At 57.2% G+C, this 22,255-nt stretch carries 18 protein-coding genes; 8 read left to right on the plus strand and 10 right to left on the minus strand.

The window, feature by feature from the left end; all coding sequences use genetic code 11:
- Positions 1 to 129: 129 nt before the first annotated feature.
- Positions 130 to 2,070: a hypothetical protein gene (locus OK438_00940; protein ID MDA4124003.1), complete on the minus strand. Its 1,941-nt coding sequence runs from the start codon at positions 2,068 to 2,070 to the stop codon at positions 130 to 132.
- 323 nt (positions 2,071 to 2,393) lie between these two features.
- On the opposite strand from OK438_00940, the gene OK438_00945 reads away from it, so the two are divergent.
- Together OK438_00945 and OK438_00950 are read left to right on the plus strand one after the other, a co-directional pair.
- Positions 2,394 to 2,969 (plus strand): hypothetical protein, encoded by a 576-nt coding sequence (locus tag OK438_00945; GenBank protein ID MDA4124004.1) that lies wholly within the window; start codon positions 2,394 to 2,396, stop codon positions 2,967 to 2,969.
- Positions 2,970 to 3,188: 219 nt separating this feature from the next.
- A complete protein-coding gene (locus tag OK438_00950; protein MDA4124005.1) occupies positions 3,189 to 6,422 on the plus strand; it encodes a hypothetical protein in 3,234 nt (1,077 codons plus the stop codon).
- 88 nt (positions 6,423 to 6,510) lie between these two features.
- Here OK438_00950 and OK438_00955 read toward each other — a convergent pair whose 3' ends face one another.
- From OK438_00955 to OK438_00965, 3 genes are all read right to left on the minus strand, one after another.
- The gene (locus tag OK438_00955) at positions 6,511 to 7,335 is read right to left on the minus strand and encodes a signal peptidase I (GenBank protein ID MDA4124006.1); all 825 of its coding nucleotides are present in this window, start codon (positions 7,333 to 7,335) and stop codon (positions 6,511 to 6,513) included.
- Entirely contained in the window at positions 7,332 to 8,963 is a 1,632-nt protein-coding gene (locus tag OK438_00960; protein MDA4124007.1) for a hypothetical protein, read from the minus strand. The genes OK438_00955 and OK438_00960 overlap by 4 nt, the downstream gene beginning before the upstream one ends.
- Positions 8,964 to 9,048: 85 nt before the next feature.
- On the minus strand, positions 9,049 to 9,513 hold the full coding sequence (locus tag OK438_00965; GenBank protein MDA4124008.1) for a hypothetical protein: 465 nt from the start codon (positions 9,511 to 9,513) through the stop codon (positions 9,049 to 9,051).
- 219 nt (positions 9,514 to 9,732) lie between these two features.
- On the opposite strand from OK438_00965, the gene OK438_00970 reads away from it, so the two are divergent.
- Together OK438_00970 and OK438_00975 are read left to right on the plus strand one after the other, a co-directional pair.
- Positions 9,733 to 10,296, plus strand: a complete 564-nt coding sequence (locus OK438_00970; protein MDA4124009.1) for a hypothetical protein — start codon at positions 9,733 to 9,735, stop codon at positions 10,294 to 10,296.
- Positions 10,297 to 10,628: 332 nt separating this feature from the next.
- Entirely contained in the window at positions 10,629 to 12,566 is a 1,938-nt protein-coding gene (locus OK438_00975; protein ID MDA4124010.1) for a hypothetical protein, read from the plus strand.
- 282 nt (positions 12,567 to 12,848) lie between these two features.
- Here the strand turns inward: OK438_00975 and OK438_00980 are convergent, their stop codons facing one another.
- The gene (locus tag OK438_00980) at positions 12,849 to 14,027 is read right to left on the minus strand and encodes a hypothetical protein (GenBank protein MDA4124011.1); all 1,179 of its coding nucleotides are present in this window, start codon (positions 14,025 to 14,027) and stop codon (positions 12,849 to 12,851) included.
- 288 nt (positions 14,028 to 14,315) lie between these two features.
- Here OK438_00980 and OK438_00985 point away from each other — a divergent pair, with 288 nt between their 5' ends.
- From OK438_00985 to OK438_01000, 4 genes are all read left to right on the plus strand, one after another.
- Complete coding sequence (locus OK438_00985) at positions 14,316 to 15,260, plus strand: ABC transporter ATP-binding protein (GenBank protein MDA4124012.1); 945 nt, start codon at positions 14,316 to 14,318, stop codon at positions 15,258 to 15,260.
- Between the two features lie 5 nt (positions 15,261 to 15,265).
- The gene (locus tag OK438_00990) at positions 15,266 to 16,009 is read left to right on the plus strand and encodes an ABC transporter permease (GenBank protein MDA4124013.1); all 744 of its coding nucleotides are present in this window, start codon (positions 15,266 to 15,268) and stop codon (positions 16,007 to 16,009) included.
- 78 nt (positions 16,010 to 16,087) lie between these two features.
- The gene (locus tag OK438_00995) at positions 16,088 to 16,372 is read left to right on the plus strand and encodes a hypothetical protein (protein ID MDA4124014.1); all 285 of its coding nucleotides are present in this window, start codon (positions 16,088 to 16,090) and stop codon (positions 16,370 to 16,372) included.
- Between the two features lie 188 nt (positions 16,373 to 16,560).
- Positions 16,561 to 17,142: a dihydrofolate reductase family protein gene (locus tag OK438_01000; GenBank protein ID MDA4124015.1), complete on the plus strand. Its 582-nt coding sequence runs from the start codon at positions 16,561 to 16,563 to the stop codon at positions 17,140 to 17,142.
- A gap of 283 nt (positions 17,143 to 17,425) precedes the next feature.
- Here OK438_01000 and OK438_01005 read toward each other — a convergent pair whose 3' ends face one another.
- From OK438_01005 to OK438_01025, 5 genes are all read right to left on the minus strand, one after another.
- A complete protein-coding gene (locus tag OK438_01005; protein ID MDA4124016.1) occupies positions 17,426 to 18,013 on the minus strand; it encodes an isoprenylcysteine carboxylmethyltransferase family protein in 588 nt (195 codons plus the stop codon).
- Positions 18,010 to 18,561 (minus strand): protoporphyrinogen oxidase, encoded by a 552-nt coding sequence (locus OK438_01010; protein MDA4124017.1) that lies wholly within the window; start codon positions 18,559 to 18,561, stop codon positions 18,010 to 18,012. Before OK438_01010 ends, OK438_01005 begins: the two co-directional genes overlap by 4 nt.
- Positions 18,558 to 19,031 carry a hypothetical protein gene (locus OK438_01015; GenBank protein ID MDA4124018.1) on the minus strand — a complete coding sequence of 158 codons (474 nt, stop codon included), beginning with the start codon at positions 19,029 to 19,031 and terminating at the stop codon, positions 18,558 to 18,560. Before OK438_01015 ends, OK438_01010 begins: the two co-directional genes overlap by 4 nt.
- A 302-nt stretch (positions 19,032 to 19,333) precedes the next feature.
- Positions 19,334 to 19,684 (minus strand): hypothetical protein, encoded by a 351-nt coding sequence (locus tag OK438_01020; protein MDA4124019.1) that lies wholly within the window; start codon positions 19,682 to 19,684, stop codon positions 19,334 to 19,336.
- A 127-nt stretch (positions 19,685 to 19,811) separates the two neighbouring features.
- Positions 19,812 to 22,235, minus strand: a complete 2,424-nt coding sequence (locus OK438_01025; protein MDA4124020.1) for a hypothetical protein — start codon at positions 22,233 to 22,235, stop codon at positions 19,812 to 19,814.
- Positions 22,236 to 22,255 lie beyond the last annotated feature (20 nt).

Here is a 22,255-nt window from a genome sequence, read left to right on the forward strand (position 1 = left end):
CGTGCAATCCCGCGGGGAAGTCTTTGAAGGTCCCAGACAGACAGAATCAACCCATTTTATCCAAGAACCGAACTTGTCCTGAGTTCAACGGAAAGCGGGGGTCGCTGCCGCCGGATCGCTAGGGGTAAGTTAGCCCTCGTAGGGTAGGTGAACCTTCCTGAAGACCTCCCCGAGGCGGGGATCCTCGCGAGCCTTCTTGAACAGGGGATGGTAGCGCGCGGTGACGGGGTCGAAGGTGTGATTTTCCGCGGCCCTGTACATTTGTTCGAAGAATCTGTCCTTGTCTCCAAGGGCCAAGTAGATGAATCCTGCTTGGGGAGCGCCGATCCATCCTGGCCCCTTTCCAGAGTCCAGCTTTGCGATCATCTCCCGAGCTGTCTTCTCATCACCCGTCAAGGCCGCAAGATAACCCCTGTTCAGGTATGTGCTGGTCAAGGTCGGGCCAATCCTCTCCATCTCCCTCACGGTCTCCTCCGCCTGCTCGTAGTCTCCCTTGCTTACATAGTAATCGAACATGTTACGATACGTGCGGTACGGCTCCAAGTGAAACGTCTTCTTCCAGTGGTCCATGGCTTCCTCGCTTCTACCTGTGAAGAAGTAAGCTCTGCCCAGCGTAGATATCGCCCTTGGTGAAAGAGGATCCAGCTGGTAGGCCTTCTCCGCCGCCCTGACAAACTCCTTTGAGTCTCCTAGTGCGGCTGACTCGCTGGCCAGTTCGACATAGGCATCGGCCAAGTTGGGGTTGAGCTCCAGGGCCCTTCTGAGCTGGAGCAAAGAGCTTTGATCCTCGTCTGCCATCCCCATGATTGAGGCCAGGCTGCTGTGCGCCTCCGCTAGGTTTTCGTCTAGCTCCAGAGCCTTCAAGGCAGCTGCACGACCCTTATCGATCCCCTCCTGAAACTGGATGTAACCTCCGTTGCCGAGCCAAAGGTAGCAACCAGAAATTCCTGCGTAAGCCCTGGCGAACTTAGGGTCCCTAGCCACCGCCTGTTCGAAGAGGCTCAAGGCGTTTCTGAGCGGGTCCTCCCCCCCTTCTGGTCGGTGGACCAGCTGCATCCCCTGCAGGTAATACGAATAGGCAACCGTGTCTTCAGTTGCTCTACTCTCCAACGCCTTCTTCTCAGAGTCAAGGAGGTGGATTTTCAACTCCCCCACCACTTTTTCGGCTATATCCGTCTGCACAGCGAAGATGTCTTCCAGTTCTCTGTCGTACCTGGAGGACCAAAGGTGCTCCTCTGTGTTGGCATTGATCAACTGGGCGGTGACTCTGATCCTGTTCCCCGCTTTCCTGATGCTTCCCTCTACAAGCGAACCTGCCTTGAGCTCACTCCCGATTTGAAGGGCGTTCTTTTTCACGCCCTTGTAGTTCATCACAGAGGTCCTGGCTATCACGCCCAGCTCCCTAACCTGGCAGAGCCTGTCGATCAACTCCTCCGTGAGGCCGTCAGCGAAATACTCGTCGTTGGGCTCGGGGCTCATGCTCGAAAAGGGAAGGACTGCTATCCTCTTCGAGTCCAGCTGCAGGACCTGCCTAGGGCTACTCTCTTCCCAGGGCATCACAACCTTGTAAACCTCCATCGGCTCGGCAACGTTCTTCAGAGACCTTGGCCCAAGGCTCGAGAGCTGAAGGTCTACCCTGTCGCGGATGAGATCGTATACCCGATGGGTGATACACACCCCGCCATCCTCGGAAACGGCCTCTATCCTGGACGCGACGTTCACAGCGTCGCCCGAAATGTCTCCCTGAGACTCGACCACCTCCCCTACGTGGACGCCTATCCTGAGATGAACCCTCTTGTCAGTGGCAAGGGAGAGGTTGAACTCCCGGGTCGCCCTTTGAATGTCGTAAGCGCACCTGACCGCATCCACGGCGTTTGGAAACTCGACAAGGAAGGCGTCACCCATGGTCTTGACCTCTCTACCATTGTGTCTCCCGAGAATTGGCCTAACGAGTTTTCTTTGCTCCTCGACCAAGGCGAGCGAAAGCGACTCATTCCTTTGCGCCAAGGCGGTGTATCCTACCATATCAGTGAACATGATCGCGGCCAGCCTCCTTTGACTCTGGGACAAACCTGACTTCGAGTTCGGGTCACGCCAGCGATAAATCCCTTTTGGGGAGTGTGAAGAACGTCCAAACATCGGCAGTGGCTTCGGACATGGACGCGACGCTAGGAACGCAATTTGAACGAGCTCCTAGCAATTCACGCGTATGGTCAAGATTAGCCAGAATCGAGTCGCTTTCACCGAACTGAGTTCAATCTGGGTTGTATAGAAAATGGGGTCGCCCGGATACGAACCTCAAGTTCAATGCGCACCCTCGCCCGGCCGACTTCAATTTCCCTTCCTGTTCGCTTCCCCCTAACCTTCATTAGATTCCAGGTCGAAACTGCGTCGTGTCTGTCTATTATGAAGGCGCCGAGCCGCCAGACTATCCGTCGCGCCATCTCCTGATCCGCTCGCTGGCTCTGACATTCGCAGCCTCAATCCCGTTCCTGTTCTTCCTGCTCCTAGGCGCCGTGGGTCTGCTCCTCTACGGGGTCGCCCTCTTCTACCTGTTCCTGCTGGTCTTTGCCCAGATCTACTACCTGCCCGAGAACTCCAAACCGTCGATAGTGGAACGGCTCCGTCTCCATAGATGCCCCTATTGCATGCGCTGGTCTTCTCGCATGGTCGACAGGCGGGCTGTAGGGGAAGAGACGAACCAGTCCACGCCGACGCCTCAGGTCGTCCTCTCCGCCCAGGCGATGGTCGGGCCAGACAGCTTCCTGCCCGGCGACGGGATGGTGGTGAAAGACGCTCGGATCGAGAACGTCGAGCCCGAAGTTGAAGAAGTTACGTTCAAGGAGTCCTTCAAGTGTTCGCGGTGCGGCAAGACATGGACCAGGGACGTCACCCATGCCACAAAGATGATCCTAAAGCCTCGGATGAAGGAAGAGGCCGAGGCTAAGTGGCAGGACGCAGACCTCTGACGCCTCCCTGCTGAAGGGAATCCCTAGGGAAGACGATTCTCGTAGAGGGTGTCGCGCGCAGTTGGGAGCGAGAAATGGGTTCGAACCCAATCACCTTCGGCCCCTAGCCGGGCTATCTGGAACATTCTAGAACAGAGCCGGAGATGAAATGAGAATGCTGATCACTTCACGGTCAGAAACTGCACAACGTTCTTCAGTCACCTTCAGTCTTTGCATACGTTGGGCCCTCGCAGCGGGTCGAAACTAGTCGCTCTTATCGTGATTATGCTCCTTGCGGCCCCCTTCCTCGCGCTGATTCCGTCTAGGGCACAGGCGGCTGGCCCTCCGGGGACGGTGCCGGTCGTCCTGACGGTCTACCCCCGGGGAGCCCCCACGGCGACATTCAGTCTGAGTGGATGCGGCGTTTCGCCCGCGACAATACCTGGCGATGGACTCGCCCACACCGTAGTGGCCGAATCAGGCTGTGGCGTGATCGTGGCCGCTCCGACTCCCGGGTCAGACATGCGGTTCGTCTTTCCGTCTGCGAGCCTGGGTGCAAGCAACAGCACCGTGATAACGGTAGGCTCCGCTTCTCTGATTTCTCTAACTTACTATTACCAAGTCGGGGAGTACGTCTCTTTCAATGTAATCGGCGGAGGCTCGCCCAGTCCCGTTCCTAGCCTTCTGTACTCCTACGTCGGAACAAACCTCACGCAACCTTTGTCGACCACCCCCACCCACGACTGGTTAGATTGGATTGACCCGTCGACGGGTAAGTACCTGCACGTCTCGCCTGCGGCAATCTTCGCCCCCGGGTCGAGTTCCGAGAGGTGGGCAAATAATGGAACCTTCGCCGTGAAGCAGACCGCTGGAGGAACCATCATCCCGTCCTACCACCACCAGTACTATCAGTTTCTCTCATATTCCGTCACCAACGGTCATAGCGCGACCGCCCCCTTTGTCGACGGCTCCCAGTTTGGATACCCCTTCTCCTCCAAGCTGGGGACCCCGTCAATTCCGACCTGGTTCGACGCCATTGGCAACCTCACTTTCAGCAGCACCACAGACAGCACAGGCGCAAAGCTGGTCCCCAACCCGGCGTGGGTTTCGGCTCTTCAGTCGCAGAACACCATCATAGCGTATTCTCCCGTGTCGGTCACGTCGACCACAACCACCAGCTCGTCGTCGAGCGTAAGCTCCAACACCACCACCCCCACCATCACTACCACGCCGGGATCCACGTCATCTTCGACTGGGGGCGTGAATCTCGTCTTGCTTGTCCTCCTTCTGGGGTTCACAATCCTAGTGGCAGCAGCTGTCTTCCTGTGGCGTAGAGGTATCATTCTTGCGGGCGACAAGCCGAAGGGTCCAGGCGGCGCGCCTGAGGAAGGGGGGGCCACGGGCACCGGGGGACCTGGAAGTGGTCCTGGAGCCGGTCCAGGAAGCGGTCCAGGAAGCGGCCCGGGGGGAGGTCCAGGAGGGATTCCGGTGGGTGGCGAGCCCGTCCCTCCTCCGGTCGTCCCCCACGGAGCACCTGAAGGGTGCGCTCTCTCGTCACATTGGCTCCATCACAGGTTGGAAATGGGCCTGCTTCCTGGAGGGAGCAAGGACGCTCCCAACAAGTTCACCACCCCCCCGGACGAACCAGTCCCACTGAGAGCTGGGGCGACCGACGTCCATCTGCTCATCCAGGAGTGTTCCTGCCCCGGAATAGCAGGAGACTTGAGCAGGAAGACGATCAGCATGGCGGCCAAGCTTCGGGTCGAGTGGGAGATCGTTGAGGGGGAGGGCGGATTCGTCGACCAGAGTCGGGGGACGCCCCGTCAGTCTGACAAGGGCGACGAAGTGCTCTTCCAACCCGGCCGGGTTGACCCGAAGTCAGGCTCGAAAGCAAAGACAGTCAAGGTCAGGGTCAAGGCTGTCCACGACGACACGACGAAGCCCCCAGACCACGCCGAGGTGACTTCACTCATCACGATGGAGATATCGAGGAGTACCGCCCCCGGCGGCCCGGCCGCTGCAGCAGGCCAGGCGTCGAAGGACGAATACCTGTACAACTACTGGGTAGAGGACGGCCCGCCTGTCAAAGGCCCGGACCCGCCGCCGGACATGACCGCAGACTGCGTACCGGGTCACGATTGGGCCCAGGCAGAGGAGATCCAGGGGCAGATCTCGTTGATGCCTCTGTCCTGCAACCCAGGCGACCTCGTCAGGCTTGGGGCGATGGGCACCGACGCGGACGAACTCAGGCTCGTGTGCACACCCTCAGGCAAGGTTTGCAAACTCCCCTCTCCGACCTCGGGCTCGGTCCTGAGCGACCCCCTCACATATTCTTGGAAGGCGGACAGGGGCGACTTTCCACTCAAAGAACTGTACGAGAAGCTGCACGGGAAACCTCCTGGGGCAGGCGGTTGGGAAGGGGGTCAGGTCGTCGTCTGGCGGGCCCCTGGGGAGGCCTGCGACGCGAAGATAACGCTCCAGATGAGGGATTCTGGCGCGGAGTTCCCCGACAAACCCAAGGAACTGCAAGCTGACGTCAGGGTCGGCAACCCAAGCCCGAGCACGCCTGCTACGCCGCCTCCCCCAACCGTCATCCCGCCACAGACGTCCAAGGCACAAGTCGGGACCTGTTGTGGCCCAGATGTCACCGATAACGTGCTGGGGGCCATGCTTAAGATGATGAACGACTTCTTTTCTTGGAGCAGGGAGAAGCAGTCCACAGAGTTGGGATACCTCACACGGATCCCTCTGGCTGGGGACGATGGCTCGAAGCCCAATTTCAACAACGCCTGGGACATAACCGAACTAGCCCCGTCTGAAGAGAGAGGGGACATTACAGTCTCCCGAAAGAACCCTGTCCCACACAGAGGACCCGCCACACCTGTGGCAGGAGGGTACAAGGCCACGCTGAGCCCCTACGTCGGCCGCTGCATGAATCCAACCGACCCTTGCTACCCATCGGTTGTGTTCCTCGGCAACTGTCATCATCCCCAAGTCGTGAACTACATAGAATGGGGCGTCTTGGCGCGACTTGATGAATGGATGAAGGTAATTGAACGTTTGGAGGACTTGAAAGCCGTAAACGCCCAATATTTCAAGAATCATCCCGAAGAGAAAGAAACAGCGTCACCGCAGGCCGCGACCCGGCAGTATCTGGCAACGACCCTAGGTGACTTCCACACCCTCAGGAGCGGACTGTTGGACGCTAATTATCAGGACCAGGTGGCGATGGTTGAGGTGGGGTGGCGGCTTGCAGACGATTATCTAGTGCGAAAGACGAACGGAAAGCTTCCGTACAAGCTGAAGGAGGTGAACAAGGCGGCCCTCGAGGGCATCTTGGAGTCATTGCAGAACAACTCAAGAGGGACGGCAGCCTGCAAGACAAATTGCGGTCGCTACCTCTCGTCCATGTCGTTTAGATACAATTTCGGCGATGAAGAATTGAGGCTCGGAATCCCTCTGGCAGAACTCTGACCAATTGCCTCAATCCCCGCGAGAGAGTTTGTTCAGGCGCCCACCTGAACTGGGAAGGCCCAGCCAGGGCGCTCTCCATCACTCTCAACTATCTAGGGAGGCCTGAAACACAGCTCGGGCAGACAGTCAGGAGGAGTCCATTAGAGCACTCGAAATTGGTGGCAGTCGTCGAGCAGACAGGGCAGAGTGTCCTGTTCACTTTCCACCCTGCATCCAACCCTCCCTTCTTGATCCAGTCGACCAGCGCCAGGACCCTTCCATCCGTAATCTGGTCAGGGTTCAAGTCTTGGATGTAGTTGACTGCCAGCTCGAACTTCTTGAAAACCCCGTCAGGTAGCTCTCCGTTCAGCGACATCTGGGCAAGGGCGCCTAGGAAAGCCCCCTTCTCTTCATCCTTCTTCGCCTTTGCTTCACTCCCCCCTATGTACGCGAATGTGATCAGCCCCACAATGGTGACGAGCCCCTGCGGGGACTGGGCGAACATGACAACGAGGCCCACCTTGGGGATCACGACTTCCGGAGTGCCAAGGATTCTGGCCGAGGGAACGAGCCCCGGGTCAGGCTGTTGGTTGTTGTCCCCCTTCGTTTCATAGTTGATCGTCCTATCGCTCTGAATGACCGTGCCTACTATCCTGTGGATGAGGACGGGCTTCAGGAGGGAATCGAGGGCCGATATCCCGGTCCCGCTCTGGACAAATACGATGACGGTGCCGTTGGGGATCTCCCCCTGGGGCGCCGAGTGGAAGACGACCAGGTCCCCGTTCTGCAGCGCGGGGTACATGCTGTTGCCATTGACTACCGTCATCGGATAGGTCAGGGTCCCCATGGAGATCGGAAGGAGTATCGCGGCGGCGAACAAAGCGATGAGAAGGCTGATTCCAAGCCTCTTCGGGAGCCCCTTGGGTAGCCTCATGTCAACACCTTCAAGGGCACCTGGAAGTTGGTGGGTTGGCCCACTCCCCAGTAAAGGGTAGCGGCGGAGGAAGAGGCTGTGACCACCACTGAAAGGTAATCGTTGGCGGGAACGCTCACAGTTGCTTCGGCGAAGGTCATCGTGTACTGTGCCTCAGCGGTCCCGAGCACAGAAGAGGGGACGTTGCTAGCCACCGTCGTGACCACGGTCCCGGTCGACCCTGTGATGTAGATCGAGACCGTGACCTTGTTAGAGGAAAGGCTGCCCAGAGAAACGGCTGGCAGGGCGCCGCCCGGTGGAGAGGCCCTTGCCCTCCCCCAGTTGAAGTAAAGCCCGTCCGGGTTGCCCGCAACGCTCGCGCCTACCGAGCACCAGTACAGTTGCGCCGAACCGGTGATCGGGTGCTGAGGGGTGGAGGCAGCATAGGCAGAGTAGAAACTAGTCGAAACGATCCCTGAAAAGGAAGTCGAACCCGTTCCAGGGTAGGCAAGTCCGGCATAGTACCAGGTGAGAGCCGCATCCACGCCCCCTCCTGCTACCTTGGTAGCCGCCCCGGCCGCAACGTAGACATAACCATACAGCGTCCCGGCGTTCCCCACGACCTCCGATTCGGCGTTTATCGTCCCTGATCCGGCTGTGGTGCTATCACAAAACCCGGCCAGTCCTTGAAGGTTGCCCGCGTCCCCAGTCTGAATTTCTGAATACGACTCCGCTATCTCCCCATAAGTGGGATTGGCAGCCGGCAGCGGAGTGGTGAGGATCATGTTCACCCTGTTGGACGAGCCGTATCCTTTCAGACTGAGGACGTTGATCGACGAGCCGCCAGCTATTGGATTGGCTACTCCTGTGGTCTTTGCCAATGTGTTAGAGGCTCCATTGTTGAAGCTTGCCACCGCCGTGTTCCCGTTGAAGTAGAGGTCGAACACGTTCGCCCCGTTGTCGTAAGCGGCGTAGGTGGTCGACAGATGGGGAGATTCTCCCCGATATGCCCCATCGAACTCTGTCGATGTGGGTAAGAACACCATGTAGATCGTGAGCGAGCCGCCGCTCCCGGCAAGGGATGAGGTCAGCTTCACCCAGAAGGTCGCCGTGGTCGACGCGGTTGAGCAGGGTCCGTAGGGGGCGGCGCTCCCGCATCCTTCGAGCCATGAATACAGTTTCGTCGAGCAGAGGGTGTTCAGGCAAAACCCGATGTTTCCCAGGTCAGAGGTTTCATACGCTGAGTACAGAGATGGGTTCGGCTGGACAATGACTTGCAAGGTATTGGGGGTGGCAGAGCCTTGGTTGTTGGTCAGGGTGATTGGGACGTAGCTGTATGCAGCTGCCGCAGCCCAGAAGTCGAAGACCCAGTTGCCCGCGCTGACTGTGGTCGCGCTGACGAACTGGGGTGACCATAGGTACCCCGAGGTCGCTTGGGGTATCGAGTACGAGCCCGACGTGCCAGAAGGAGTCTGGGCAGTGTTTGTGCTGGGGGTCGAGCTCCCCGGGCCGGATGCGGTCTCGAAATACACGTTTGTCAGGGTCCCGTACTTGGTCTGAAGGTTCGTAGTAGAGACCGTCACGGACGTGGCGAAGGACTGGACAGCCAGGACTGCTATGATGAGCAGGGCGATAGTGAGGAGCCTCAAGGTCCGGGCGACCTCCAGCAACGAATGCTTCGAGTGAAAGAAGGGGTCACTGCGAGCCTAGGCTCGCTTCCGTCCCCCATTGGGTCTACGCCACCGTGACTACGATACCGGCCGGCGCGGTGAACGATGCTCCAGCAGTATCCAGAAGGAACGTCATAGTCTGGCCTGCAGTGATGGATGCAAGCGTTGTAACGGTCAGGGCGAATCCGAGCGTGGAATAGCCAGCACCGGTGTTCCAAGTGACGGTAAGGGTGTATGTGGTGCTTGGACTGGCAGCGGCATTGAGGGTAAGGGTGACAGAATAGTACCAGTGCCCGGCCGTCAGAGCCGTCTGGCAAGTACCGCCGTTCGCCCATGTGCATGGCAGAGTCGAAGCAGCTCCTGTCGCCTGGACCACGGAGAACCCGTTGCTCGCCGCCGTGAAGCCACCTACGACGTTGTAGTAGACACCGTTCACGCCCTGGTAGGTGTTTGTGGTCACATTCACGCTAGCAGCGTAGGATACCCCTGAGAAGACGACGATGGCCAGGAGCGGCAGGAGGTACCTCATTCGCAGCCTCCGCCTTGATGCCGGCTTTCTCGTGTACGTTTCCACCATCTTACTTCCTAGCCGAAAAGGGGCCCTCTCCCTTATTATTGTATTATGGAGTAGTACTCTATAATATGGAATGACAACCTATGTTATGTTGTAAGATGGTTTCGAGAATTTGCACAGGAGTACTTGCGATTGTTTAGGTTATATCTTAGTGTTCCTTGGTGAAACATGAAATTGAGCAAGCAAAAAGAGACGCATCTGAGCCACCAAAAAGAGACACATGTGATCCGCACCGTCAGAATTCCAGCGTCGATGGACAAGGCGCTGCGGAAGATCGCCTTCGATGGAAACACGAGTGTCAACGCACTCGTCGAAGCCTCTTTGACGAAGTTCATCGAGTTTGACCAATATGCAGAGGAACTCGAATACGCCACTGTACGGAAGGCCTTCCTCATCAAGGGCTTGGAGTACTTTGATGAAGGTGAAATCCGTGATTTCGGGAAGTGGGCCGCGATGGAGTCAACTTCAGAACTCCTCCAGTTCTTTGGCGTGGGCTCCAATCTTGATTCCATCTTCCATATCTTCGAGACGGTCATTTCGAAGTACGGGAGACTCTTCACTTTCCATCACGAGTCTGATGGCAAGACACACAGAATCTTGCTCAATCACAGATTGGGAAAGAATTGGTCCATATTCTTCGATGCGAACCTGAAAACCCTCTTTGCAAGGTTAGGAATTGACCTGCAGACTGAAGTGAGCACGAACTTCGTTAGGGCGCACTTCGTCGAGAAACCATGAGAATCGCCCCAACTAATCTACCCAACAGCGACTACAAGTAATCTGTGGATGTTTGGCGGAGGAGTGAATCGATCCCTCCGGACCCGCAGCTCCCGTCTGTCGGGGCGCGAACCTAAACTGCAGAGTCCCGGCCAGGGCGCCTCTCAATATTCAAGGGCGCTCTATCATTCGGGAACCCTGCGGCATGTATCGTTCATGACCGGCCGCCTCCCTCTCGCTGCTGGCCGGTGCAGTGCCCGAAACTCGAATCCAGCCCGCCGATAATGTGCCTTTCTGTCATCTGGGAGGTGCAAAGGGTTTATCCAACGCCCCCCTCGGAGACCCTCAGAACCTTGATTCAGGAAGGGCGCAGGCTTGGGGCCATCATGTTCACAGACATGGTTGGGTATACCGCACTTTCCCAGGCCAACGAGACGCTCGCTCTCAAGCTCTTAGAAAGTCACAGGAGTCTTATCAGACCTCTTTTTGTAAAGCACAACGGGAGGGAGATAAAGACAATAGGGGACGCCTTCCTGGTCGAGTTCGAGAGTGCGCTTCAGGCGACCGAATGCGCAGTCGAACTGCAGCAGGCCCTCCACCAACAGGAGGAACACTCCCCCGAAAGGGTCCTCGTCAGGGTCGGAATCCACGTAGGCGACGTTGTCCATCGTGAAGGGGACGTGTACGGGGACGCGGTGAACATCGCGTCGAGAATCTACCCTCTGGCATCAGGCGGGGAGATATGCATCAGTGCCCAGGTCTTCGACCAGGTAAGGAACAAGGTTCCTTTCCGGTTCGTGAAGCTGGAGCCGAAGGAGCTTAAGAACGTCACATTTCCCATCGACGTGTACAAGCTCGAACTCCCCTGGGAGAAGGGCCAGAGGGAGAAGGGGAACGAGCCCCTCCCTCCCGACAGGATAGCCGTCCTCCCCTTCGTGAACATAAGCCCTGACCCCAACGACGAGTACTTTGCCGACGGCCTCACGGAAGAGCTGATCACGAGCCTGTCTCTGGTGAAGGGTTTGAAGGTGATCGCCCGCACCTCGGTAATGAACTACAAGAAGAAGGAGATGAACGTCTCACAGATAGGGAGAGAGCTCGGCGTGGGGACTGTGGTGGAGGGGAGCGTCAGGAAGGCGGGGAACAGGATCAGGGTGACTGTGCAGGTGATAGAGGTGGACACCGAGGAGCACCTATGGGCCTCCAAGTACGACGCCAGCCTCGACGATGTCTTCGCGGTCCAAAGCGACATCGCAGACAAGGTGGCACAGTCTCTCCCGGGGGCCCTCAAGGCCAGGCATACCGAAGCCCCCGAGAAGGAGACCCAGGACACGACCGCCTACATGGACTTCCTTCAGGGGAGGGACTTGATGTACGCGAAGGAGGAGGGTCCGCTGCGCCAGTCGTTGCAATTCTTCCAGCAGGCCATGGACAGGGACCCGCACTTCGCGAGGGCCCACGTCGGGATGGCCCAGGCGTACCTCACTCTCGGGAGCGGCGGATTCATCTCCTGGGCGGAGTCGATCGAGACTGCGAAGTCTTTCTTGAGGCGAGCCCTAATCATCAACGAGAGCCTCGCCGAGGCCCATTCGCTTCTTTCTCGTGCGGCGTTCATGGGTGACGAGCCGTATTCAGTCATGGAGTCCGAGGCGCGCAGGGCGATTGAGCTCAACCCTAACTTGGCCGGCGCCTACGAAGACCTTGGGGCGGTGAAGGCAATCCAGTCGTCCCCTGAGGAGTGGGTCCACCTACTCGAGACTGCGTACCAGCTCGACCCCCTTTCTTCTCAGGTGATCGAGAGGCTGAGCGCAGCCTACATGTACACCGGACGAGAGGCGGAGGCCCTCAACCATCTGCGGAGGACGCTCCACCTGAACCCGATGAACACTCACCGATGGATGAGTCTTTACCATACCTACAAAGGGAACCTGGACGACGCCGAAAGGGAGCTCGCCCAGCTGGAGTCCCTTGCCCCGACCTGGGAGTTCACGATGCTGACCAAGGGGTACCTGGCGGCTCTCAGGGGGAACAGAAATGTGGCTGAGGAGATGATTGCAGCCCTTGACCAGAGCCACAAGAGCGGATGGGCACGTTCGTCCCTGGCCGGCTTCATCCGTTACGCCCTCGGGGACATTGACGAATTCTTCCGGTACATGCACAACGCCGCCGAGGACCACACGCTGCGGGCCACCGACCTGATGTACTCCCCCCTCTTCGCCAAGGCAAGGGCCGACCCACGCATGAAAACCGTTCTCGCCGTATCAGGAATAGATCTCCCCTCCAATGCGTGAAGACAGTGGACCTTGTCATGGAGCCTGCGTGCAACTGTTTGCTTCTCCGCGTGCTGGTGCCTCCCTTTCATCGATGGTGAAGGTCATTCGTCTCTTTGCATAGTCTTTCACGTTCTGAATCAGGATAGCGCGCAAGTCTTCTACTCATATCTGGGCGCCTACATAGACCGACGAGTCCCGACCAGGGCGCCCTGGCCGGGACTTTACATCTAATGTTGGCGCCTCTTCATACGAAGGTGCGAAGCGAATCAGCAAGCTAGGCGGGGTCTGAACCTATCGAAGTCAGGTTGGACGTTTGGTCCTAGGTCTAACCAACAGATAGGTCGAAACCAGAAGGATGGTCAGAACCACTGCGGCCAGGGGCTGATACGGGAACTCTGGAATTCCTCCCCCTCCGCCTGTTGTGCTCGACGCGGTGCTCTGAGTCGTGGTCGGACTTTGGCTGGTGGTAGGCGTGGTAGTGGCACTGGATGTGGTGGTCGACGACGCCGCACTCTCCGATATTACCGAGACCGTGCTGTCGCCAGCGTTGGTTACGAACATCTCACCCTTGCCGGAGTCATAGGCCAGGCCGAAGGCACCGGCTCCCACCTTCAAGGTCGTAACCACGGCGTTGGTGCTGTCCGAAATGACCGAGACCGTGCCGTCGACAACATTGGATGCGAAAATCTCACCCGTGTGAGAGTCATAGGCCACTTCTTCTGGAGTGAGCCCCACGGTCACGTTTGCAACGATAGTATTGCTGCTATCCGATATGACCGTGACAGTGTTGACGCCAGCATGGGTCACGAATACTTCGCCTTTTGCAGAATCATAGGCTACGCCATAGGCCACGCCTGCCTGTGGGGGGTATATCGTGGGTATGGTTGCAATCACGGTATTGCTGCCGTCCGATATGACCCCGACCGTGTCGTAACCCTGGATGGCCACGAATATCTCGCCTTTGCCGGAATCATAGGCCATGCCAGCGATCGGCACGTACGTGGCGGCTGCCAAGTTTATGGTTGCAACTACAGTGTTGGTGCTGTCCGATATGACCGACACGTCGGGGGGAATGTCGTCGGAATTCGTCACGAATATCTCACCCTTGGCGGAATCATAGGCTATGCCCACGGGATCCGATCCCACGGTCACGTTTGCCACAACAGAGTTGGTGGTATCCGAGATGACCGAGACCGTGCCGAGTTTCGTGGCGGCGTTACCATTGGTCACGAATATCTCTCCCTTACCAGAATCATAGACTACGGCATAGGGCGCGTACCTCATGGGCACGGTTGCAACCACACTGTTGGTGCTGTCCGATATGACCGATACAGTGTCGGAGCCCGCATTGGTCACGAACACTTCGCCTCTGGCAGAATCGTAGGCTGCGTAGTAATCGTAGGGCTGATAAGTGCCGGGCTTGCCCACCGGTATCGTGGCTGTTACCACAAAGCCATAGGCCGAATGGGCGGTTGACAAGGCAAAGACCGCAACGAGTACTAGACCAAAAAGTTGCCAGACTTTGGTTTTCATAAGAAATTCCCCGGGTATCGTTCAAAAGACAAGCGTATTTACGGGTGTTGCACGTTTGAGTCCGGGCCCGACGGGAGTCGCTTAGATAACTAAGCGAATCCTCCTTTCAACATGGTCTCTCTACAACATGCGTTAGGTGTCCAATATCAGAATTCACTTGTCCTTTTTGTCAGTGTACGCGAGTTATGGCGCGGATAAATAGTGCAGGGCTCTTGTCATCGGTGATGCCAGCGGATGATTGAAACTGAAAATCTCACGAAGAGATTCGGTGGCCTCACAGCCGTTGACAACCTGACCCTCAAAGTCAACGATGGGGAAGTTTTTGGCTTCCTCGGGCCCAACGGGGCAGGGAAGACCACCACCGTGCGGATGCTCTGCTGCCTCATCTCGAAGACGAGCGGCGAGGCCAGGATTGGCGACTACGACATAGGGAGGAACGAGGACGCCCTAAAGATCAGGAAGCTCATCGGCTTGGTGCCTGACAACGTGGGCCTCTACGACGACCTGAGCGCCTATGACAACCTGGACTTTTACGGCAAGCTGTATGGCTGCACGGAGGCCCAGAGGAAGGAGAACATCCAGCGATTCCTTACGATGCTCGGGCTGTGGGAGAAGAGGGACGTCATGGCGGGAACCTTCTCCAAGGGGATGAAGCAGAAGCTCGCCATCGCGCGCGCCCTCATACACGAGCCAAAGCTCCTCTTCATGGACGAACCCACGGCCAACTTGGACCCCGAGTCCGCCAAGACTGTCAGGGATTTCATCCTCGAGCTGAAGAAGGAGAAGAGAACCATCTTTCTCAACACGCACAACCTGGACGAGGCCCAGAGGATATGCGACAGGATTGGGATCTTGAAAACAAAGCTCATCGCGACGGGTACTCCCCAGGAACTCGAGAGGGCGCTGAGCAGCGGAGGAGGCACGAGGAGGACAGTCGTGCTGCTTCAGGAGCAAGCGACGGGCGCGATTCTGGCGGGAGTGAGGAAGCTCCCCGCCGTGGGAGGCGTCACAGCAGAAGGGAACAAGCTAGAGGTCGCGTTGAGCGACCCTGAGAAGCAGAACGCTTCTGTTGTCGAGGCGATCGCCAAGGCCGGAGGGCACATCCAGTCTGTGACGATAGTCGGCGCCTCACTTGAAGACGTCTACCTGAAGCTGGTGAAGGAAGGAGGGGGGAGTTAGGAACCGTGCGGCTCTCCCAGTCCTGGATCGTAGCGGCGAAGGACTTCAAGACTTTCCGCAGGAAGAAGAACATCATCTATTCGTTAGTCATCATTCCGCTTCTCGTCGCCATTCTCATCCCCGCAGTCATAGGCTTCGTCGGCCAGAGGAACACCAGCCGCACGTCCCCTGCCGAGCTGGTGGTCCTGCTACCTGCGTTCCTCTTCTTCTACGTCATTCTGGCCGCGTATCTCTCTACTCCGATAGCATCGTACACCATCGCTGGCGAAAAAGTCGAGAAGAGCCTTGAGCCGCTGCTTGCGACGCCAACAACAGACGGCGAGATTCTCCTCGGAAAGGGGATAACTGCCTTCTTTCCGCCGCTGGCTGCGGTGCTGGGAGGATCCGCGCTCTTCATGCTTCTCATGGATCTTACCACCGTGGACAAGCTTGGTTACTACTATTTCCCAAACTGGAATTCAGCCATCGTTATACTCCTGCTTCTTCCGCTCGCTTTGTTGATGAGCGTACAAATGAATGTAATCGTGTCCTCGAGGGTGACCGACATCAGATCTGGACAACAACTCGGGGCGCTGACAATCATTCCGTTTGTGGGGCTGTATGTCGCTGGGGAGCTGAACTTGATCAACCTCGGAGACGCCAGCAACCTGCTGATAGTTGCGGGAGCTTTGGTCGTGGTAGACGTGCTGCTTTTCTTCGTCTCGAGAGCGACCTTCCGCAGAGAGGAGATACTGACAAGATGGAAGTAGACGGCCTCTGCTTCGAAGCCGATCCAAAACTTGGACGGCGCGATTCTCTTATATGTTCTGTCACCCTTCGCAAAACGCATGGCCGAATCCAGTTTCGAAGTAGGAGAGAAGGAGAAGCACACGATTACAGTAGATCATGACTGGGCAACGAAGCATATTCGCATCGAGCTGGACGGAGAGAAGCTGGCCGATGAATACTACTACTCGCTCAGTGCGAAGACGTGGTCTTTCGACGTAGGAAGCTCTGAGGTGCACAAGGTCGAAGTCAGACTAGGAATGACTTTGCCCCTAGTCGCAATTTTCAAGAGGAGGGAAGTGAAGGTGCTCGTGGACGGGAAGCCAGCGCGGAGTTCGAGCACCTGAAACCGAGGATATGGCGCTACGCAGCAGTGTCGCCATCGGAACCCCGTCGGAATCGAAGTCGTATTAGATTCGGTACTTGGACTTCAAAAAAGGGGAGGGGTATTCGACCCTTGCAAGAGGCGGGCCCGACGGGATGCGATTGAATAATCAAGCGAATCCGAAGCCGAGGATCAGAAGATGGTGACGGCATGAGAAGAATATTCTTGTACATGACAGTGACCTTCGACGGATTTCTATCTGGCCCGCATAACGAGCTCGACTGGTTTGTGCCAGGTCAGGACGACGAGATGAACAAAGACATACTGCGGATATTGGATAGCGCGGATTCGCTAATGATGGGCTACCCGACTGCCCCAGGAATGATGGCTTACTGGAAGGAGGTGGGAGAGAAGAGAGCGGATCCAAAGTGGATGCTTGACATTGCAGATGCGATGGATAACAAACGCGTTTTTGTGATCTCCAACGAGAATGAAGACCTGAAGATGGAAAACGCGGAACTTGTTGTTGCAAAGAACGACAAGGAGTTGACCTCCGCAGTGAAGAAGCTAAGGGAAAGCAAGGGGGGGAACATCTGCATTCTGGGAGGCGTTCGTACCGCGCAGAATCTTTCAAGATTGGACCTAATCGACGAGTATATTCTGATGGTGCACCCGGTTGCGATAGCTCATGGCAAGCCTCTTTTCATCAGCAAGACGGGGCTAGAATCTGTCAGCTCCAAGTCATACAATTCGGGGGTCATGCAGATGCGCTTCCGTCCGGCAAGAGTCTGAGTGGGACTCCTAAGCTATCTGACTTGCAGCTTCAGTCGACCCTTTCATCGGTGGTCAGGGAATCGGATTCGCTGAATTTGAAACCTGATTGAATCTGCGAACCTGCGACCGCACAGCACAAACTCGCGAGACCACATTTCGCAGGATTCGCTTAATAACTTAAGCGGGTCCAGGCAAGAATTCGGCTCTTCGCAAACTAGTTGAACGTGAAAAGTTGGCGGGCCTGGTGGGATGCGCTTAGATAATTGAGCGAATTCTCGCATACGTCGCAAGCCGTTTCATGCTACAGAAGGAAGGGAATCAACCGCTTCGTCCTGCGCATATACTCCGAATACGGCCCGTCGAGGTCACGAACCAACGCCCGCTCCTCCACCACTATCCTGTAACCATAGACAACACCGCTAATCACAAACAGAACCAGGACTCCTACCAGGGATTGAGTCGCGAAGCCGATTCCCACGAAGGTGGCTATTGCGCCGCCGTAGCCTGGGTGCCGAACCAGCTTGTAGGGCCCCGAGTCCACAACCTTGTGGTCTTTCAAGACGCCGACCCTGAACAGAAAGAACTCCCTGAGGGTCATGATCGCCCATTCCCTGATTACGATGCCGACGAACATGAGGGTAATCCCGACGAGGAAGGTCCAGTCGGGGAGGAGTGTGACGTTGGCGCCTCCCAGCGAGAAGGCCACTACAATCGCCGCGAAGGTGCCGATGAAGATCAGCAGAGCCGACCCTCTGTCTTCCTGCGTCCTCCTCTCTCTTCTGCCTCCTCTCCCTATGATTAACGGTTCGACGATGAAAGTGATGAGAAGCCACAGCCCGAAGACGACGTAGAATACGGCGAGTTCGATCGCCGGATGAAGAAGGCTCAAACCGCCGGGACCGTCCGAAGAGCCTCCGCGATGTCGTCAGCCCAGGCCCCGATTTCACTCCAGTCGCGAAAGTCTCCCTCGGGCATCGACTTGCGGGCTTCCTCGCTCCGGCGGACCATCCTGTACATGAAACCAGTGGCACCCGTCAACTTCGAGCCGTCCAGCACTCCGAAGAAGATCTTGTGCTCGCGCGGCCTGACCGCCATCAGCTCTTCCAGCTCTTTCGGCCCTGACACCGACACGTCCAGCAGGTCTTGCCCCTTGGGGTTGGTCCTGCTCGTCCCCACGGGCCCACTACTGAAGAGCCAGACGGGCCTTCCTAAGAGGAGTCGCTTGTTCCGAGAAAGGAACTGCTTCGCCTCTTTCATCCAGTGGAACATGTAAACGGCACTCCCGACGACAAAAGCGTCGTAGCCACTGACGTCACTGACAGAGGTGACCTCTTGGACGTCAACCTGCAACCCCAGCGCCCGCAGCTTCTCTCCGATGAACTCGGCAATGCCTCTTGTGCTCCCGGCCTTGCTCGCATAGGCCACGAGGATCTTCATTTGGGCCCTCCCACACTAATCGCGTACGGTATCCGATTGAACCTCTTCTCCCAGGCGAACATCAACTGGCCGAAGAGGAGGGCCTGAATTAGGAGTTCGATGGCTACAACCACGTAATAACCCAAGGGAATTGAAACGTAATAGACGGACTGATCGAGACTCGCGATGAGCTCTCCAATGACGAAGATGACTGACGACATTGCCAGACACCCATAGAGCCTTCCCAACTCGAGCACTCTTTTCCGAAATGGGTAGAAAACAAACCCAAGGAGGAGTCCATGGAGAATCGCCGCCGGGAAGACCACAGATTGGGAAGGGATTTCTCGGAGGAAGGAGAGAGCGTTCGAAGACGGGGGATAATACTGGGCTTCTCCTAGCCCGATGCCGATGAATCCCGCGACATAAGACGAAACAACGTAGGCCAACATAGCACCCACGAAGAACGTCAGTGTGGATTTCGCCGAAGCCATGCTTTCCACTCCAAGTCTGCAAGGGAGTTCATAATCATCGTGGCGATTCTCATAATTGAGAAACGGCTTGGAAATTGCAGATGGTTAACGGAGGAGGCGTAATGACAACCACGAATCCAAAAGGATTCGCTTGATTTTCTAAGCGAATCCTAGACGCGGGCCCGACGGGGCTCGCTTTCATACAGGTTCGATTCTTGTCCTAGCATGAAAGTCCCTGGCCGGGCCTTGTCGGTCCATGTAGGCGCCCCAAGGTGAGAACCCGGGATGAAGTCCCGACGATCTACCTTCGCTACTTCGTACGGCTACCTTGAGAGTCCAAGGAGGTATTGCCTGAGCCTTGCAGCTACGAGGACGTCTGCGGAATCTCCACCTTGTTTGTAGCACTCTAGCGCTTTCTCGCAAAGCGGCAGAGCCTGCTTGGCCTTTGACCTCCCGTCTATCTGCTGAGAAAGGATCATCTTGATCGCTTCAAGATACCAGTTGCCCGCCTCCTGGCGGTCCTCAAGCCTCGTATTGCATTCTGCCAGCCACTTGCAGTATTCTACCCTCTCCAGCGGAGACCTGGATTCGTCTGCAACCTCTCGTTCCAGCGAAGAAACCGCCCTTCCGTACTCCCCATTGTGGATGAGAACAACTATTTCCTGCAGACTCATCAGCGACCAGAGAACCGCTTGAGGTCATAAGAAGTCGTGTATCAGTTAGGTGACCTTCGACTCAAAACACAAAGGTTCGTTACCAAGGGCCTGAAGACACAGAACGTTACTTGGTCTTAATCGAAGGCTAGTCGTCGGGTGAAGGGCCCATGCTGAGGCCCTTCAACACTTCGTCTGGAGGCGGTGGGGGCATCGAAATCGTTTCCTTAGAGCCAGACTCTTGTAAGTTGAGACACCTCACCAGGTCCTCCCTTGCTTGCTCTAGGTCGTGCCAGGCGTTCCTCACATCTCGGTAAATCCTAAGGCGCCTGGCGTCGTCCAAGCGCCCTGCCCATTTCGCCTCGTCGGCAGTTTCGAGGAATGCCATCTGCTCTTTGTAGCGTGCAAGCGCCGAGTCGAAGGCCAGTCTTTCCTTGCTGCAGTCCTTCTTCTGGGTCTTGGCCTTATCCGACGGTGTCACCTCCCCCCCTCCGGGAGGTATGACGGGAGGTACGGGCGGCCCACCCGGCCTGGATCCACCTCTGAAGAGGTAGTACAGAAGAGCTCCGATTGCCACCAGGGCGAGTAGAACTGCTATCCCCAAGTCCAGATTTGGAACTCCTGGGATCAGGTCACCCCCTCCACCGGTTGCCGTGAGTACCGTGCTAGACTGTGATGTGAGAGAGCTGCTGGACTGGGAGTGGGACTGGATGCTCGAACTCGAACTTTGGGTAGTCGAGCCTGAAGTGGAGGAAGATGTAGACGTTGTCGAGGAGGTCGAGGTTGCCGGCAACCCGCTGACGTTAAGCGTGTACACCTGGGCAACTTGATCGCTGGTCGTCTTTCCGTTGACAAAGAACCACCCCTGTGAGAGACTCGAGAAGACCACCGAAGTGGCATAGGCGAAACCGTAGGCGCCGAGTCGAAGGCCAGAGAGCGAGGGTTGGCCAGCTTCCGCGGCGTTTACGTTGTAGACATTGATCGCCAGAGGGTCGGTGGTATTCCCTGAAGCGCTGATCCACGCAGCCAGGCCGTTGTCGTACAAGATTGGCAAGGTGGCCCCTACTGTTGCATAAGCCCCTATCAAGAGCGGCGGCCCTCCGATGTTGACGGCGGGGAGCAGACGGCCCTTCCCTGTTGCCTGATCATAGAGTTCGTATGCCTGCAGGTAGGTGCTGGTCGAATTGGTGAAGTCCCACAACACTGTGTTCCCGTCAATCCCGAACGCCTGTGCGCCAGGGAAGCTCCCCAGGGGGTAGAGGTTGTGGAAGAGCGTCCCATTGCTGTTGATGAACGTACGACCAGGGTCGTATACCCAGACCACGCTGTTGCTCGGGTTGCTTGTGTCCGGCGAGACCCAGAGGAGCCTGCCGCCGTCGGTGATGGAAGCTCTGATGTACTCTCCGAAATTGCCCGGGTTGGGTATCTGGTAGACAGCGTTTCCGTTTGAGTTGTCCAGGAGCCAAAACGACGAATTGGCTGGGGTGTCGGACCCCAGGTAGGTCCTGAAAACGAGCAAGTTTCCGGTGTAACTGATGAACCCGCCAAAGCACCCGATGCCGTTTCCGGGCGATGAGACGGAGCAAGACTGGAGACCGAACGATGCGTTACCGACCCGGGGCGCGAAGGCATAGACGCTCTTGCCGTCGATGAATATGTGGCCAACCGTCTCGTGCTGGCGCAGGGAACAGCCTCCAGCTGGGGTGTCCAATTGGTAGCTCGACATGAAGTAGGCCACGTGCCCCTCGGGGCCGCCCATGAAACCCGCGAAGGGGTCACCACTGTTGGGTGCTACTTGGAGTACTGTGGGGTCGAAGAAGAATGTAATGTTATTGCCAGCTTGGTCGAGGCAGGGCGTCTGCACGATCTGGTAATCGTTTGGCGTGACCTGGGTCCAGGCGGCGCCATAGGCCCTCACTACCTCGTTGCTATACGCGGGTGGATAGCCGGATTGAAGGACATGCGGGAAAGGGGCAGCTCCGACCGCACCTCCCCCCGACGCGAGAAGGTACGGGAAGAGGAAGTTGCAGTAGATGGCGGTGGTGAGGTTTGCTGTCAGGCACTTGTTCGCTGGGGTCGCCGGGCTGTGGAGGGGTATCAACTGTGAAGTCCCAAAATTGGTGTCGAATACACCGAGGCTCGTGTTGAGATATGGATACGCGCTGTTCACGAAGCCCCTGATGTATCCATCATCGAGGCCAGGGCACCCGGTGGACGCCGGTATGCCGCACCACACCGCGGGAGTCCAGTTCGGCGGCCCGGACACGTCCTTTGCGGTCGGGGCAGAGCAGCCGGCACAGAGAGAAGCATAGCCGTCCTTGGTGGTACCGTTGGAGAATGTCGACCAGGCCGCGAGCGCCCCCTTGGATGGTCCCTGCACAGTGCCGTACCCTGCCAGGAATCTGCTGTCGGCGAGGAGGAAGCTGTCAGTCTTGCCGTTGGTTAGCTTGATCAGCTGAGGCGGGTCTGTCTTGGCTGCGGCGGCGCCGAGACCGAAGACTGTCAGAGCAGGCAACGACACGAGCAGGAGTGCAATCGACAGGGAGGTTAGAGTCCTCGTCCTGTCGGTCAAAGGGTGTGAAGCACTCGACT

Source organism: Nitrososphaerota archaeon, from assembly GCA_027887005.1.
Classification (GTDB): domain Archaea; phylum Thermoproteota; class Nitrososphaeria; order Nitrososphaerales; family Gagatemarchaeaceae; genus UBA183.

Coding starts and splice junctions, on each gene's coding strand:
- OK438_01010 (MDA4124017.1), bottom strand. CDS start 18,561: ATGAAGATCCTCGTGGCCTATGCGAGCAAGGCCGGGAGCACAAGAGGC.
- OK438_01015 (MDA4124018.1), bottom strand. CDS start 19,031: ATGGCTTCGGCGAAATCCACACTGACGTTCTTCGTGGGTGCTATGTTG.
- OK438_00985 (MDA4124012.1), top strand. CDS start 14,316: ATGATTGAAACTGAAAATCTCACGAAGAGATTCGGTGGCCTCACAGCC.
- OK438_01020 (MDA4124019.1), bottom strand. CDS start 19,684: ATGAGTCTGCAGGAAATAGTTGTTCTCATCCACAATGGGGAGTACGGA.
- OK438_00955 (MDA4124006.1), bottom strand. CDS start 7,335: ATGAGGCTACCCAAGGGGCTCCCGAAGAGGCTTGGAATCAGCCTTCTC.
- OK438_00965 (MDA4124008.1), bottom strand. CDS start 9,513: ATGAGGTACCTCCTGCCGCTCCTGGCCATCGTCGTCTTCTCAGGGGTA.
- OK438_01000 (MDA4124015.1), top strand. CDS start 16,561: ATGAGAAGAATATTCTTGTACATGACAGTGACCTTCGACGGATTTCTA.
- OK438_00995 (MDA4124014.1), top strand. CDS start 16,088: ATGGCCGAATCCAGTTTCGAAGTAGGAGAGAAGGAGAAGCACACGATT.